The sequence below is a fragment of the Ensifer sp. B1-9 genome, assembly GCF_050474445.1.
Classification (GTDB): Bacteria; Pseudomonadota; Alphaproteobacteria; order Rhizobiales; family Rhizobiaceae; genus Ensifer.
In genome coordinates this window covers 195,592-209,555 of record NZ_JBCHVG010000010.1, presented here as the reverse complement: position 1 = coordinate 209,555, position 13,964 = coordinate 195,592, and the positions used below count along the sequence as shown (strand labels likewise).

Below are 13,964 nucleotides of genomic sequence, written 5' to 3'. Positions count from 1 at the left end.
GATTGCGGTCACACCGAAAGGTGGGTACACGGAACTCCGGTAACAATGGATAGCCTTTGATGCAAACAAAACCTTTCCGGATTGGCACGCGCGGCAGCCCGCTGGCGCTCGCTCAAGCCCATGAAACGCGCGATCGGCTCGCAGCGGCGCATGGCTTGGCGCCGGAAATGTTCGAGGTCGTCATCCTCTCGACCAAGGGCGACCGGATCACCGACCGCTCGCTCGCCGAGATCGGCGGCAAGGGCCTGTTCACCGAGGAGATCGAACAGCGGTTGCTGTCGGGCGAACTCGATTTTGCCGTGCATTCGTCCAAGGACATGCCGACGAAGCTGCCGGACGGGCTCTGTCTTTCCGCCTTCCTGCCGCGCGAGGACATTCGCGACGCCTTCATCGGGCGCACGGCGCGCAAGCTGATGGAACTGCCCGAGGGCGCGACCGTCGGTTCCTCGTCGCTGCGCCGCCAGGCGCTGATCCGCCGGCTGCGCCCGGATCTCAACGTCATCACCTATCGCGGCCAGGTGGAAACGCGGCTGCGAAAGCTCGCTGAGGGCCAGGTGGACGCAACGCTGCTCGCCTATGCCGGCCTGAAGCGGCTCGGCATGACCGACGTACCGACCGAATTGCTCGATCCCAAGGATTTCCCGCCGGCCCCCGCGCAAGGCGCGATCTGCATCGAGAGCCGGATTGGCGACAGCCGCATCAACGACCTGCTCGCCGCGATCGACGATGCGCGCACGCATGAGGCAGTCGCCTGCGAGCGCGGTTTCCTGGCAACGCTTGACGGTTCCTGCCGCACGCCGATCGCCGGTCTCGCCATCTCGGATGGCACACATCTCAGTTTTTCCGGCATGATCCTCACACCCGACGGCCAGACGCATCATCGCGTCACCATCGAAGGCAAGGCCACCGAAGCCGAAGCGCTCGGCAAGAAGGCGGGCGAGGAAATCCGCGCCAAGGCCGGCCCCGGCTTCTTTGCAAGCTGGACCTGAGCCGATGCGCGTGCTGGTCACCCGGCCGCTTCCCGCCGCCGAGGCGACGGCACGCCGGCTGCAGGCTGCCGGCCACCAGCCGATCCTCCTGCCGTTGATGCAGGCGACGCATCTCACGGCCGTTGCCAGCGCGGCGCTCGAACAGCCATTTTCCGCCATCGTCCTGACCAGCGCCGAAGCCGTTCGGGTGCTCGCAGCGCTGGGCAGTGAAATGGAACAGCATCTGAAAACCCCGTGCTTCTGCGTCGGCGAGGCGACCGCGCGGGCGGCAGCGGAACTTGGCTTCACCGATATCCGCGTCGGAGACGGCGCCGGCGAAGCGCTGGCCGGGCTGATCGTTTCGGCCGTCGGCACCTTGCCGAAACAGCCCCTCCTCTACCTGACCGGCTCGCCTCGCTCCGACGGTCTCGAGAGCACGCTCCGCCAGCACGGTGTCGAGCATAGAACGGTCGAATGCTACCGCATGGAACCGATCACGCTCCCGCCGGGCGCGTTGCGAGATCTCGCGCGAACCGGCCGGCCCGACGCCGTTCTTCTCTATTCCCGGGAGACGGCCCGGCGGCTGACGACTTTGCTGTTGGAGGCTGGTCTGGACGCTGCGTCCTTCAGCCCGCGCTACCTTTGCCTGAGCGTTGCCGTTGCCGAGGCGCTGCCAGGCAACGTCATGTCGCAGATCGCCGCAAGGCCTGATGAGGAAAACCTTTTTAGATTGCTCTAAATCGGGATGAGGAAAAGTGTGGCCGGTTTTCCGCCCGCATTCCGCGCTAGTCCGATGCCGATTCGGCCAAAAACGGAACGGAGGGGCTTTCCCTCACCGATCCGGCTGACTAGGTTTGAGAGAAGAGCCGACAGGCACCAACGGGAAGAGGTCACCATGGTATCGGAAAACCCGCCGCGCCGCTCGAAGTCCGAGAAGGAACCGCTGACGATCGACCTCGAAGCGGAAAAAACCGTTGCGGAATCAGAGGCCGAAGCCAGCCGCGAGACAGTGACGGACGTGGCAAGCGCAAACCCGGCAAGCGACGCAAAGGCGGATGACACGGCAACGGACAGCAGCGACGACAGTGCCGCCGGATCGCGTCTGGAAGAAGAGATCGAGGAGCAGCGCGCCGATGCGGCCGCAGCCGTCTTCGCCGAAGAGCCGCCCCACTCGACACATGAGCCGGAGCCGACGCTGCGACAGAAACCGGTATCGAACTCCGGCGCGCTTGCGGCCGGCATCGTCGGCGGCCTCGTAACGCTGCTCGGCTTCGGCGGCCTGCAATATGCGGGCATCGTCCCCGGACTTGGCCCGGATCGTGGTTCCGGCATCGAGCAGAACATCTCCGGTGAACTGCAGGCCCTGCGCGACCAGATCGCAGCACTCCCGACGTCCACAGCAGTCGTCGACAACACGGCGCTCGAAGCCCGTATCGCCGCTCTGGAGCAGTCTGCCTCCCAACCCGGAACGAATGGGGCGCCGGGCGCCGAGGTCGAAACGCTGAAGGCGGAGATCGACACGCTCACCAAGGAGCTCGCAGGCCTGAAGACGGCGCTTGCCGATGCGCAACAGGCGGCAACTGCCGAGAAGGCCGAGCTCACGAACCGCATCGAATCCGCCGAACAGAAGCTCAACGAGCCGGTCAACGACATCCAGATGGCCAAGGCGGTCGCGGTCACGGCGCTGAAGTCGGCAATCGATCGCGGCGGCCCCTTCCTTGCCGAACTCGATGCTCTGCGCAGCATCGCACCGGAAGAGCCGGCCGTCGCCGCTCTGGCTAAGGATGCCCAGGTTGGCGTGCCGACCCGCACCGACCTGCGCCGCGAATTCCCGAAAACCGCCGATGCCATGCTCGACGCCCTCAATCAGCCCGATCCGAACGAGGGCATCTTCGACCGGCTGGTGTCCGGCGCCTTGTCCGGCATTCGCGTGCGCCCCGTCGGCAGTGTCGAGGGTGAAACGCCCGAAGCCGTCATCGCCCGCATCGAGGACAAGCTGAACAACGGCGACCTCAAGGGCGCCGCTCTGGAGTGGGATGGCCTGCCGGATGCCGCCAAACCGGCGGGCGAGACCTTCAAGGCCAAGCTCGACCAGCGTTTGCGTGTCGAAGCCGCGATCGATGCCGCCGTCGCCGCGACGATGGCAAAGCCAGGCACAGAGGGCTGAGGGTACCAGATATGATCCGCATTCTGATTTTCATCCTGATCGTGCTCGGTCTCGGCCTCGGCTTCGCGTGGCTCGCGGATCGACCGGGTGAACTTTCGCTGATCTGGCAGGGTCAGCTCATCGAGATGAGCCTGATGCGCGCCGCGTCACTGCTGATCTCGCTGATCGCCGCGGTGCTGATCGCCGTCTGGCTTGTACGCACCATCTGGCTCTCGCCGCACACCGTCACCCGCTATTTCCGCGCCCGCAAGCGCGACCGTGGCTATCAGGCGCTTTCGACCGGCCTGATCGCTGCCGGCGCCGGCGACGCCAATCTTGCCCGCAAGATGACCGCCCGCACCCGCGGATTGATCAGCGCCGACCAGGAGCCGCTGATCCACCTGCTCGAAGCGCAGACCGCCCTCATCGAAGGCAAGTATGACGATGCGCGTCGCAAGTTCGAGCTGATGGCAGATGATCCGGAGACCCGCGAGCTCGGGCTCCGTGGCCTCTACCTCGAAGCCAAACGCCTCGGCGCCCACGAGGCCGCCCGGCAATATGCCGAACGCGCCGCCGAGAAGGCACCGCATTTGCCCTGGGCAGCGCTCGCGACGCTCGACAGCCAGAGCCAGGCCGGACAGTGGGACGATGCTTTGCGTCTCCTCGACCAGAGCCGCGCCGCCCATGTGGTCGAGCGTAAGGAAGCCGACCGCAAGAAGGCGGTGCTCCTGACCGCTCGGGCGATCACCAGGCTCGACGGCGACGTGAAGGCGGCGCGCGACGATGCGCTTGCCGCACTGAAGCTCGACGAACATCTGGTACCGGCGGCGCTGACGGCTGCCAAGGCGCTGTTTCGCGAGGACAATCTGCGCAAGGGAACCTCGATCCTCGAAAAGAGCTGGAAGCACGATCCGCATCCGGACGTGGCGCGGCTCTACGTGCGCGCCCGTGGCGGCGACACCGCCGTTGACCGGTTGAAGCGGGCGCGAAAGCTCGAAGCCCTGAAACCCAACAATGCCGTGGCGATGGCTGCCGTCGCCGAAGCCGCGCTCGAAGCGCGCGAACTGCTTCTGGCGCGGACCAAGGCGGAAGCCGCCGCCCGGCTCGACCCGACCGAGAGCGTCTTCCTGCTGCTCGCCGATATCGAAGAGGCGGATACCGGCGACGAGGGCCGCATCCGCCACTGGATGGCGCAGGCCCTGCGCAGCCCACGCGACCCCGCTTGGACGGCCGACGGCGTGACGTCACCGACCTGGCTGCCGGTGTCGCCGGTCAGCGGGCGGCTCGATGCGTTCGAATGGAAGGCGCCCCCGCATACGCTTTCGGCGACCGTCGACCACGAGCAATCGAATGCCGACGAGGCGATCCGCAGTCTGCCGCCGGTGGCGGTGGAGCCGCATGCGCATGAACCGGCACCCGTAGCCCGTCGCAGCGAAACGCCGGTCATCCTCGAGGCCGAACGGGAGGAGGCACGCCCGGAGCCGCAGCCCATCAAGGTTACGGAGCGCAAGCCATCCGAGCCGATAGCCGACAAGACTCCGGTCAAGAAGACGGAGAAGGAAGAGGTTACCAACGGCGAGCGTATACCCGATCCTTTCTTCGGCCGTCCGCCGGATGATCCCGGCGTGCGCGATCCAGCCGCCGGCGAGAGGGCGCCGGAAAAGACTAGTTTCCGACTGTTTTGAACTCTCAAGGGGTTGTGGCGAAATACATGTTTGAACGCTTACGAACGTTTCTCGACGGCCTGACCGGCCCGACGACGCAGATAGAGCATGGCGATCCGCGCGTGGCCGTCATCGCCCTCTGTTTCCAGGTGATGGAAGCCGACGGCCGGATCCTTGCATCCGAACGGCGCAAGATGCGGTCGGTCATCAAGAAACACTACAAGCTCGACGATGCCTCGCTTGCCGCGCTGATCGAAGCGGGTGAGACTGCGGAAAGCGAGGCGATCGACTTCTACCAGTTCACCGCCGAGATCAAGCGCCACCTCTCGGAAGAGCAACGGATCGAACTCGTCGGCATGCTCTGGGATATCGTCTATGCCGACGGTGAGCGCAGCGAGATGGAAGACCACGTGATCTGGCGGATCGCCGATCTGCTCGGCGTCTCCGGTCGCGATCGGGTGCTGCAGCGGCAGGTGGCTGCGGCGAGAAGCGACGCCGTCGAAGACACCGAGCCGCAACAGGAAAACTGAAATGCCGATGCCGGACACCAGCGCCCGAAAGCCCGTACTGATCATCCTGCATCAGGAGCGGTCGAGCGCCGGCCGTGTCGGCCAGATCCTGGAGCAGAAGGGCTTTCGGCTCGACATCCGTCGGCCGGCACTCGGCGACGATCTGCCGCCAACACTGGAACATCATAGCGGCACGATCATCTTCGGCGGACCGATGAGCGCCAATGACGAGGAAGAGTTCGTTCGCCGCGAGATCGACTGGCTGTCCGTGCCGCTCAAGGAGAACAAGCCCTATCTCGGTATCTGCCTCGGCGCCCAGATGCTGGCGCGCAATCTCGGCGGCTCCGTGGCGCCGCATCACGAAGGCATGACCGAGATCGGCTGGTATCCGCTGGTCGCGACCGAAGCCGGCAAGGCGCTGATGGACTGGCCGGCCATGGTCTACCATTTCCACCGCGAGGGTTTCGACCTGCCGACCGGCGCCGAGCTGCTGGCGACCGGCGACACCTATCCCAACCAGGCGTTCCGCTACGGTGACAATGCCTGGGGCATTCAATTCCACGGCGAACTGACCCGCGCCATGATGCACCGCTGGGTCGTACATGGTGCGCACCGCTTCGAGATGCCGGGCGCCCAGGTGGGCAAGGCGCATCTCGACGGACGCATGCAGCACGACGGGCCGCTGCGCACCTGGATGGAGAACTTCCTGGAACTGATCTTCCTGCGCGACGAGCGGCCGAAATCAAATCCGACAAAGGCGTAAGCGGCCGGTCCCCTGCGCCGTGTGCCCGCTACTTGTGGTGATCAGGCACGTCCAGCGTGTCGATCTTGCGCAACTGCGGGAACCCGAGCGCCCAGAGCCCGGACACGAGCAGCGTTCCCAGGCCGCCGAAGGCCACCGCAAAGACGGCGCCGAAGCCGGATGCCATCATGCCGGCGCGGAATTCGCCGAGCTCGTTGGACGCGCCGATGAAGACCATGTTGACGGCGTTGACCCGGCCGCGCAGCTCGTCCGGCGTCCAGAGCGTGATCAGGATTTCACGCACATAGACCGAGATCATGTCGGCAGCGCCCATGACGACGAGCGCGGCGATCGAGATCCAGGGCGTCGCCGAAAGACCGAAGACAACGGTGCCGAGACCGAAGAGCGCGACCCCGGTGAACATGTAGAAACCGGCACGGTGGCGGATCGGGTGCGCGGCCAGCCAGACCGCCATGCTGACGGCACCGATGCCGGGGGCGGCGCGCAGGAGGCCGAGACCCCAGGGACCGAGATCGAGAATATCGCGGGCAAAGACCGGCATCAGCGCGACCGCGCCGCCGAGCAGCACGGCGAAGAGATCGAGCGATATCGCACCCAAAACCACCTTCTCCGCCTTGATATAGCGGAAACCTGCGGTGATCGTCTCCCAGCTTTGGCCGGCGGCTTGCGTGCGCGCTGCCGGCTTCGGGATCGCGAAGACCATCAGCGCCGAGGCCAGAAAGAAGCAGACACCGACGGCATAGGGCGCAACGGCGCCGAGCGCATAGATCAGGCCGCCGGCAACCGGACCGACGATCATCGCCGTTTGCCAGGACGTGGAATTCCACGCGATCGCATTGGGCAGATCTTCGGGCGGCACGAGGTTGGGCGCCAGTGACTGCGACGCGGGCGCAAGGAACGCGCGTTCGATGCCGAAGACGATCAGGACCGCATAGACCGGCCAGGGTGAAAACAACCCGGATACGGTCAGCAACAGCAATGCCGTCGCGCAGAGCGTGCTGACGACCATGCAGATCCCCATGATCATGCGCCGGTTGTAGCGGTCCGCAGCCGCGCCGGTGACGAGGATCAGCACCAGAGACGGCAGAAACTGGAAGAGGCCGATCAGACCGAGATCGAAGGGATTGCGGGTGAGATCATAGATCTGCCAGCCGACGGCGACCGAGATGATCTGGATGGCGAAGTAAGCAAGGAACCGCGAGAAGAAATAGCGGCGATAGCCGACATGCCGGAAGGCGGCAAAACGGTGCGAGGCATGAACGGCGGACATGCGAAAGAGACTCCTACTGAGGGTCGGATATCACGCGTTCTCACGTTAAACATGATCGCGCCCGATAAACCGGCGTACTTGCTCGTTTAGGTCTCAATGTCTACATGTCTGTCAATAACGATTTGGAGACCGGCATGCTTGCTGTCATTGAAACGCTGAACTTCATCATCAACATCGTATGGTTTCTGGTCATCGCGTCGGCCATCTTTTCCTGGCTCTACGCGTTCAACGTCATCAACGTGAACAACCAGGCGATCAACACGATCGGCCGCTCGCTCTACCAGCTGACGGAGCCGCTCTATCGGCCTATCCGCCGCATGCTGCCGAATATGGGCGGCGTGGACCTCTCTCCCTTGGTTGTCTTGGTCATCCTCTACTTTATCTGGTATTTCCTAAATACGACGATCGCACAGGCGCTGCTTGGCTGACGATGGCCAACCCGGCCTTGACCGCGCATGGCGACCACGTCCGCCTGACGGTACGCCTGACGCCGAACGGCGGTCGCGATGCCATTGATGGCGTGGAAGCGGCCGCCGACGGAGAAGAACATCTGAAAGTACGGGTCAGCGCGGTTCCGGAGAAGGGCAAGGCCAACCAGGCGCTGATTGCCTTTCTCGCGAAGAAGCTCGGGCTTGCCAAGAGCAAGCTCTCCCTCATCTCAGGCGATACGCAGCGCAAAAAAATCCTCCGGATCGACGGCGACCCGGAGGACATATTCAGACGACTTGCAGAGCTTGTCGGTCAGTAGCGCAGTTCCAGAAAAACGGCTGAAGCGGTCCTCCGTCGGACCTGCGCCGCTCGAAGCTTACTTGGCGCCCTTGGCGCGCTCGACGGCTTCCTTGATCAACTGCCTCGCGGTGGAAGCATCCTTCCAGCCGAAGATCTTCACCCACTTGCCGGGCTCCAGATCCTTGTAGTGCTCGAAGAAGTGCTCGATCTGCTTGAGCGTGATTTCCGGCAGATCCGTGTATTCGACAACCTTGTCGTAACGCTTGGTCAGGTGCGACGACGGCACGGCGATGATCTTTTCATCCTGTCCGGAATTGTCTTCCATCATCATCACGCCGATCGGGCGGACGTTGATGACGCAGCCCGGAACCAGCGGACGGGTGTTGCAGATCAGAACGTCGATCGGGTCGCCGTCGTCAGACAGCGTATGCGGCACGAAGCCGTAGTTACCCGGATAGGTCATCGGGGTGTAGAGGAAGCGGTCGACGACCAGCGTGCCGGCTTCCTTGTCCATCTCGTACTTGATCGGATGGCCGCCGACGGGAACTTCAACGATGACGTTGACATCTTCTGGTGGATTCTTTCCGATGGAAATCGCGTCGATGCGCATGGACTACTCCAGGGTCAGTTGAGAAGTGTGCCCGTCGGATAAAGGGAAACATGCCGCGATGCAACATAACTTTCGTCCGTAGCGCAGATTCAACCGCTCGTTTTGTCTTCGCGAAACGTCTTGCAAGAGTGCCCAAATCTCGGTGGAGGGAGATGACGATGAACGGAAAGGTTGCAACCCTGGCGCTGGTTTTGTTATCCGCCGGATCGGTGATGGCCAATGAGAGCGTCTACATCGACATCGGCCGCGACAAGTGCAAGACGATCGCGGAAGAGGAAGGCATGTATGTGCTGATGACCTGCCCCGGGCACGCCGATTACCCGGTTCGGTTCAAGGAAGCCGACATCCGCCAGAGCGTCTCCTTCGGCCACCTGAACCAGCGCTACGCCGACGATGCCTTCGAAAGCTTCATCCCCTTCAACCATACCGGCACGACGGTGGAGTGGCGGATTGCCAAGGGCGGCACCCCGGTCGCGACGATCCTGCGCTGGTTCATCGAGAACACGGACGCCTCGGGCGCCTCGGTCCCCGCGCTTCAGGGCCAGGTCCTCGTCGTCTCCAAGGTCGCGCAGAAGGGTGACGGCAAGGGCTGCGTTGCCGGCTATGTCGACGCGCTCGCCAATCCCGATCCGAACGCCCTTGCGCGCAAGATCGCCGACGAGGTGGCGCCGACCTTCCGCTGCGGCATCGACAAGGCCAGCTATCACGGAACGCGCGGCGACAAGGCGGCCGAGCCCAACAGTCAACTGCCGGAATAAGCCTTCGATTTCAGGAAGTTGTCCGCAAGGCGGAGCGGGTCAGTTCCAGACGAAGCCGACCTTCTTCAGGTGCTTGTCGCCGAAGTCTTCCATGCCTTCGGCGATATCGGTGCCGCCGGCGCCCTGGAAAAACTGGTAGGCGTGTTCGCTGTCCTCGAGGCACCAGACGACAAGGCCGCGGCAGCCGAGCGAACGCAACAGGCTCTTGGCTTCGCCGAAGAGGATGCGTCCGAGGCCGATGCCCTGATATTCCGGCCTGAGATAGATCTCGTAGATCTCGCCTTCCTGCGGCAGCGCCTTGGCGCGGCTGAGGCCGAGCGTTGCATAGCCGGCAATGGTTCCGGCAACGTCAACGACGAGCAGCGTCGCCGGCCCACGCGTCGCCTTGCGCCACCACACTTCATCGCGGCGGTTGACCATCTGAACCAGCGGACGATGGGGAATGAGACCGCCATAGGCCTGCAACCACGAAACGCGGTGCACGTCGGCAATCGCCGCCGCTTCCTGCGGCTCTCCAGGCCGGACCTCGATCGAAACAGTCTTCATGACTCGCGACTCTAAACGCACACAGGGCGAACAGGAATCCCGCCCGGTTGCCGGCCAGCGTTAACCCACAGGCAACTTTAACGGCACCCTATGCAAGGTTAACGCCTTTTTAACTTTATCCGCAAGTCGCCCATCCGTGGCACACACAGCAAAAACCCCGGATCGCTCCGGGGTTCTTTTGGGCTCGGTAATTTCAGGATGCTTAAGCCGCGCCGGCGGTGCGGGCCTTTTCGAAGCGCTTGCGCTCGTTCGGGTCGAGATGCAGCTTGCGCAGGCGGATCGACTTCGGCGTCACTTCGACGAGTTCGTCGTCCTGGATCCAGGAGAGCGCGCGCTCGAGCGTCATGCGGATCGGCGGCGTCAGGCGAACGGCTTCGTCCTTGCCGGCGGCGCGCATGTTGGTGAGCTTCTTGCCCTTCAGCACGTTCACTTCGAGATCGTTGTCGCGGGTGTGGATGCCGATGATCATGCCGGCATAGACCTTCTCGCCGGCGTCGATGATCATCGGGCCGCGGTCTTCCAGGTTGAACATCGCGTAGGCGACCGATTCTCCGGCGTCGTTCGACAGGAGAACGCCGTTGACGCGGCCGCCGATCTCACCCTTGTAGGGCTGGTAGTCGTGGAACAGGCGGTTCATGATCGCCGTGCCGCGGGTGTCGGTCAGAAGCTCCGACTGGTAGCCGATGAGGCCACGGGTCGGAGCGAAGAACACGAGACGAACGCGGTTGCCGCCGGACGGACGCAGCTCGACCATTTCGGCCTTGCGCTCCGACATCTTCTGCACGACGACGCCGGAATGCTCTTCGTCGACGTCGATGACCACTTCTTCGATCGGCTCGAGCAGCTGGCCGTTGTCGTCCTTGTGCATGACGACGCGCGGACGCGACACGGCAAGTTCGAAGCCTTCGCGGCGCATGGTCTCGATCAGAACCGCAAGCTGCAGTTCGCCGCGGCCGGAGACGAAGAACGAATCCTTCTCGGAGGATTCTTCGATCTTCAGCGCAACGTTGCCTTCGGCTTCCTTGAACAGGCGGTCGCGGATGACGCGGCTCGTGACCTTGTCGCCTTCGGTGCCGGCGAGCGGCGAGTCATTGACGATGAAGGACATGGTGACGGTCGGCGGGTCGATCGGCTGCGCGGTCAGCGCTTCGGCGACGGACGGATCACAGAAGGTATCGGCGACGGTGCCCTTGGTGAGACCGGCGATCGCGACGATGTCGCCCGCATGCGCTTCGTCGATCGGCTGACGCTCAATGCCACGGAAGGCAAGGATCTTCGAGATACGGCCATTTTCGAGCAGCTTGCCGTCCTGGCCCAGAACCTTGACGGCCTGGTTCGGCTTCAGCGAGCCCGAATGGATACGGCCGGTGATGATGCGGCCGAGGAAGGGGTTGGCTTCAAGGATCGTGCCGATCATGCTGAACGGACCTTCGGCAACCGTCGGCTCCGGCACGTGCTTCAGAACGAGGTCGAGAAGCGGCGCCATGCCCTGGTCCTTCGGACCTTCGGGAGCGACGTTCATCCAGCCATCGCGGCCCGAACCGTAGAGGATCGGGAAGTCGAGCTGTTCGTCGGAGGCGTCGAGATTGGCGAAGAGGTCGAAGACTTCGTTGATGACTTCCTCGTGGCGGCCGTCCGGACGGTCGATCTTGTTGATCGCGACGATCGGCTTCAGGCCGACCTTCAGCGCCTTGCCGACGACGAACTTCGTCTGCGGCATCGGGCCTTCAGAAGCGTCGACGAGAACGATGGCGCCGTCCACCATCGACAGGATGCGCTCGACTTCACCGCCGAAGTCGGCGTGGCCGGGGGTGTCGACGATGTTGATGCGGGTTCCCTTCCATTCGACCGAAGTCGCCTTGGCGAGAATGGTGATACCGCGCTCTTTTTCGAGGTCGTTGGAGTCCATGACGCGTTCGGCAACGCGCTGGTTTTCGCGGAACGAGCCCGACTGCTTCAGGAGCTCGTCAACAAGGGTCGTTTTCCCATGGTCGACGTGCGCGATAATCGCGATGTTACGAATGCTCATTTTTCGTCTCGGAGGTTCAGGGCAAGCCCCGATGGGCCACGCCGCTTTTTCAATGGTCGCGCTCATACAGGTTTTTTTGCGATTGCGAAAGGGGGCGCGCGCACGAGCGCCGCGTTCAAATGCCGGTAGGCCATGGGTTTGCACCCGCCGGGGGCCTCGCGAACAGGGTTTGGGAAGCGACCGGCCTGGACCAGATTCGTCATGCAATCGCGGCCGGATCGAGCGTCACGCGCCAGAGTTCCTGATCCTGCCGGTCCATCAAACGGACCGTCATCTGCTCTGTCTGACCGTTGATATCGACGATGCCGAAGAACTGCAGACCGGCCGGCGGCGGCAGGTTGCTGTCGATGCCGCCGCCGGACGCCTTCATGAAGCGGACCTCCGGCCCGAAGGTCATGTCGAGTTCCTTCGGCCCATAGGTGCCGGAATGCAGCGGACCCGACACAAACTCCCAGAAAGGCGTGAAGTCCTTGAAGGCAGCGCGCGCGGGATCGTAGTGATGCGCGGCGGTATAGTGCACGTCCGCCGTCAGCCAGACGAGGTTGTCGATGCCGTTGTCGCGAATGAAGCGCAGGAGATCGGCGAATTCGCGCTCACGTACCTGAGGCGCACCATGGTCGCCATTGGCGATCGCGTCCGAACCGCGCCTGTTGGCATAATCGTCCCAGACGACGAGACCGATCGGCATGTCGCAGGCGATCACCTTCCAGACCGCGCGCGAGGCGGCAAGTTCGCGCTTCAGCCAGTCCGCCTGCCGCCAGCCGAACAGCGCACCGCCGCCCTCGCCCTGGTTGGCGCCGCGATAGGATCTGAGGTCGACGAAGAACACGTCGAGCAACGGCCCATAGCCGACCTTGCGGAAGATGCGGCCGGGCTGCGTCGCCGGTGTGCGGATCGGTGTCATCTCGTGGAACGCCCGGGCCGCCCGCTCGGCATAGACGGCGACGTCCTTTTCCGGATAGCGCGGATCGTCGCGAAGATCGGTCGAGGCCGACCAGTTGTTCAGGACCTCATGGTCATCCCACTGATAGAAGGTGGGGCAGACCGCGTTCAACTGCCGGACATGCTCGTCGAGCAGGTTGTATTTCCATTGGCCGCGATATTCCTCGAGCGTGCGCGCCACGTCGCGCTTCTCATGCGTGACCACCCGGTTCTTCCAGACGCCGCCATCGCGAAGGGGAATCTCGTCGGGGATGGGGTTGTCGGCATAGATCGTATCGCCGGAATGAATGAAGAAATCCGGCTCGTGCAGCCGCATGGTCGAATAGGTCTTCATACCGACATCGTCGATGCCCCAGCCCTGGCCCGCCGTATCGCCGGACCAGACAAACCGGACCGAGCGCTTGCGCAAGGGGGCGGTGCGAAACCGGCCGATCACCGGCTCGGAGACACGATTGACATCATAAAGATCCGTGGCGGTGAAACGATAGAAGATGTCCTGGTCCGGCAGCAGCCCGTCGAGCGAACACTTGACTGCGCAATCGGTTTGGGGCGTCGCCGTGAGATCGGCGAGCCGAACCGGATTGGCGAAGCTCTCGGTCGTCGAATACTCGACCGACACCCGCGACGGCCGATCCACTCGGGTCCATATCATGCCGGAGGAGGTATCGACATCACCCGATTGCACACCGTGAATGAATTCCGGCCGGCCGTAGCCTCTGGCATAGAAGGGTGTCGCAAGGCCGGATGAGGCGACGAAGCCCGCGGCACCGGCGGAAAGCAGGAAAGAACGCCGGGAAAGCGTCTTGAGGATATCGGCCAAACAGACCTCCGATTCGGCAGCGCGACCGCGCGTGCCGGACCTTTGGTCATGCCGATGTCAGCGACGTAACAGCCGCATGAAACTATTTGAACGATTTGGCGACAGTTCGGTGAAGGTCGGGGACCACCTCGTTCGGCATCGGAGCAATGGCTTTCGCCGCCAATGCTGCTATCAAAGAAGAAAGCCTGACTGCAGATGCGAATCCGGGCA

The 13,964-nt window shown here is 63.5% G+C and carries 14 protein-coding genes; 9 read left to right on the top strand and 5 right to left on the bottom strand.

What is annotated here, in order from left to right:
* Window positions 1–59 precede the first annotated feature (59 nt).
* From hemC to ACQ5BM_RS20025, 6 genes are all read left to right on the top strand, one after another.
* Window positions 60–989: a hydroxymethylbilane synthase gene (gene hemC / locus ACQ5BM_RS20050; protein WP_429814927.1), complete on the top strand. Its 930-nt coding sequence runs from the start codon at window positions 60–62 to the stop codon at window positions 987–989.
* 4 nt (window positions 990–993) lie between these two features.
* Window positions 994–1,707, top strand: coding sequence for a uroporphyrinogen-III synthase (locus tag ACQ5BM_RS20045; RefSeq protein ID WP_429814924.1), 714 nt, complete (start codon window positions 994–996; stop codon window positions 1,705–1,707).
* A gap of 156 nt (window positions 1,708–1,863) precedes the next feature.
* Window positions 1,864–3,135 (top strand): COG4223 family protein, encoded by a 1,272-nt coding sequence (locus ACQ5BM_RS20040; protein ID WP_429814921.1) that lies wholly within the window; start codon window positions 1,864–1,866, stop codon window positions 3,133–3,135.
* A gap of 11 nt (window positions 3,136–3,146) precedes the next feature.
* The gene (locus ACQ5BM_RS20035; protein WP_429814918.1) at window positions 3,147–4,799 is read left to right on the top strand and encodes a heme biosynthesis protein HemY; all 1,653 of its coding nucleotides are present in this window, start codon (window positions 3,147–3,149) and stop codon (window positions 4,797–4,799) included.
* A gap of 26 nt (window positions 4,800–4,825) precedes the next feature.
* Window positions 4,826–5,308: a TerB family tellurite resistance protein gene (locus tag ACQ5BM_RS20030; RefSeq protein WP_429814915.1), complete on the top strand. Its 483-nt coding sequence runs from the start codon at window positions 4,826–4,828 to the stop codon at window positions 5,306–5,308.
* Window position 5,309: 1 nt separating this feature from the next.
* Window positions 5,310–6,050, top strand: a complete 741-nt coding sequence (locus tag ACQ5BM_RS20025) for a glutamine amidotransferase (RefSeq protein ID WP_429814912.1) — start codon at window positions 5,310–5,312, stop codon at window positions 6,048–6,050.
* 28 nt (window positions 6,051–6,078) lie between these two features.
* On the opposite strand, the gene ACQ5BM_RS20020 is transcribed toward ACQ5BM_RS20025, so the two are convergent.
* Entirely contained in the window at window positions 6,079–7,320 is a 1,242-nt protein-coding gene (locus ACQ5BM_RS20020; protein WP_429814909.1) for an MFS transporter, read from the bottom strand.
* Window positions 7,321–7,454: 134 nt separating this feature from the next.
* Between ACQ5BM_RS20020 and ACQ5BM_RS20015 the strand changes: the two genes are divergently transcribed.
* A complete protein-coding gene (locus ACQ5BM_RS20015) occupies window positions 7,455–7,748 on the top strand; it encodes a YggT family protein (RefSeq protein WP_429814906.1) in 294 nt (97 codons plus the stop codon).
* Between the two features lie 2 nt (window positions 7,749–7,750).
* Window positions 7,751–8,068 (top strand): DUF167 domain-containing protein, encoded by a 318-nt coding sequence (locus ACQ5BM_RS20010; RefSeq protein ID WP_429814903.1) that lies wholly within the window; start codon window positions 7,751–7,753, stop codon window positions 8,066–8,068.
* Between the two features lie 57 nt (window positions 8,069–8,125).
* Here the strand turns inward: ACQ5BM_RS20010 and ppa are convergent, their stop codons facing one another.
* Complete coding sequence (gene ppa / locus ACQ5BM_RS20005; protein WP_173517774.1) at window positions 8,126–8,659, bottom strand: inorganic diphosphatase; 534 nt, start codon at window positions 8,657–8,659, stop codon at window positions 8,126–8,128.
* 158 nt (window positions 8,660–8,817) lie between these two features.
* Between ppa and ACQ5BM_RS20000 the strand changes: the two genes are divergently transcribed.
* On the top strand, window positions 8,818–9,417 hold the full coding sequence (locus ACQ5BM_RS20000) for a hypothetical protein (RefSeq protein ID WP_429814900.1): 600 nt from the start codon (window positions 8,818–8,820) through the stop codon (window positions 9,415–9,417).
* A 39-nt stretch (window positions 9,418–9,456) separates the two neighbouring features.
* On the opposite strand, the gene ACQ5BM_RS19995 is transcribed toward ACQ5BM_RS20000, so the two are convergent.
* From ACQ5BM_RS19995 to ACQ5BM_RS19985, 3 genes are all read right to left on the bottom strand, one after another.
* Entirely contained in the window at window positions 9,457–9,963 is a 507-nt protein-coding gene (locus ACQ5BM_RS19995) for a GNAT family N-acetyltransferase (RefSeq protein ID WP_173517776.1), read from the bottom strand.
* 202 nt (window positions 9,964–10,165) lie between these two features.
* A complete protein-coding gene (gene typA / locus ACQ5BM_RS19990) occupies window positions 10,166–11,992 on the bottom strand; it encodes a translational GTPase TypA (RefSeq protein WP_429814897.1) in 1,827 nt (608 codons plus the stop codon).
* Between the two features lie 199 nt (window positions 11,993–12,191).
* Window positions 12,192–13,754 (bottom strand): alkaline phosphatase D family protein, encoded by a 1,563-nt coding sequence (locus tag ACQ5BM_RS19985; protein ID WP_429814894.1) that lies wholly within the window; start codon window positions 13,752–13,754, stop codon window positions 12,192–12,194.
* Window positions 13,755–13,964: the final 210 nt, after the last annotated feature.

Excerpts from the sequence above, each read along its gene's own strand:
- hemC (WP_429814927.1), top strand. The coding sequence starts at position 60 with ATGCAAACAAAACCTTTCCGGATTGGCACGCGCGGCAGCCCGCTGGCG.
- ACQ5BM_RS20020 (WP_429814909.1), bottom strand. The coding sequence starts at position 7,320 with ATGTCCGCCGTTCATGCCTCGCACCGTTTTGCCGCCTTCCGGCATGTC.
- ppa (WP_173517774.1), bottom strand. The coding sequence starts at position 8,659 with ATGCGCATCGACGCGATTTCCATCGGAAAGAATCCACCAGAAGATGTC.
- typA (WP_429814897.1), bottom strand. The coding sequence starts at position 11,992 with ATGAGCATTCGTAACATCGCGATTATCGCGCACGTCGACCATGGGAAA.
- ACQ5BM_RS20015 (WP_429814906.1), top strand. The coding sequence starts at position 7,455 with ATGCTTGCTGTCATTGAAACGCTGAACTTCATCATCAACATCGTATGG.
- ACQ5BM_RS20030 (WP_429814915.1), top strand. The coding sequence starts at position 4,826 with ATGTTTGAACGCTTACGAACGTTTCTCGACGGCCTGACCGGCCCGACG.
- ACQ5BM_RS20000 (WP_429814900.1), top strand. The coding sequence starts at position 8,818 with ATGAACGGAAAGGTTGCAACCCTGGCGCTGGTTTTGTTATCCGCCGGA.
- ACQ5BM_RS20040 (WP_429814921.1), top strand. The coding sequence starts at position 1,864 with ATGGTATCGGAAAACCCGCCGCGCCGCTCGAAGTCCGAGAAGGAACCG.
- ACQ5BM_RS20010 (WP_429814903.1), top strand. The coding sequence starts at position 7,751 with ATGGCCAACCCGGCCTTGACCGCGCATGGCGACCACGTCCGCCTGACG.
- ACQ5BM_RS20025 (WP_429814912.1), top strand. The coding sequence starts at position 5,310 with ATGCCGATGCCGGACACCAGCGCCCGAAAGCCCGTACTGATCATCCTG.
- ACQ5BM_RS20035 (WP_429814918.1), top strand. The coding sequence starts at position 3,147 with ATGATCCGCATTCTGATTTTCATCCTGATCGTGCTCGGTCTCGGCCTC.
- ACQ5BM_RS19995 (WP_173517776.1), bottom strand. The coding sequence starts at position 9,963 with ATGAAGACTGTTTCGATCGAGGTCCGGCCTGGAGAGCCGCAGGAAGCG.
- ACQ5BM_RS20045 (WP_429814924.1), top strand. The coding sequence starts at position 994 with ATGCGCGTGCTGGTCACCCGGCCGCTTCCCGCCGCCGAGGCGACGGCA.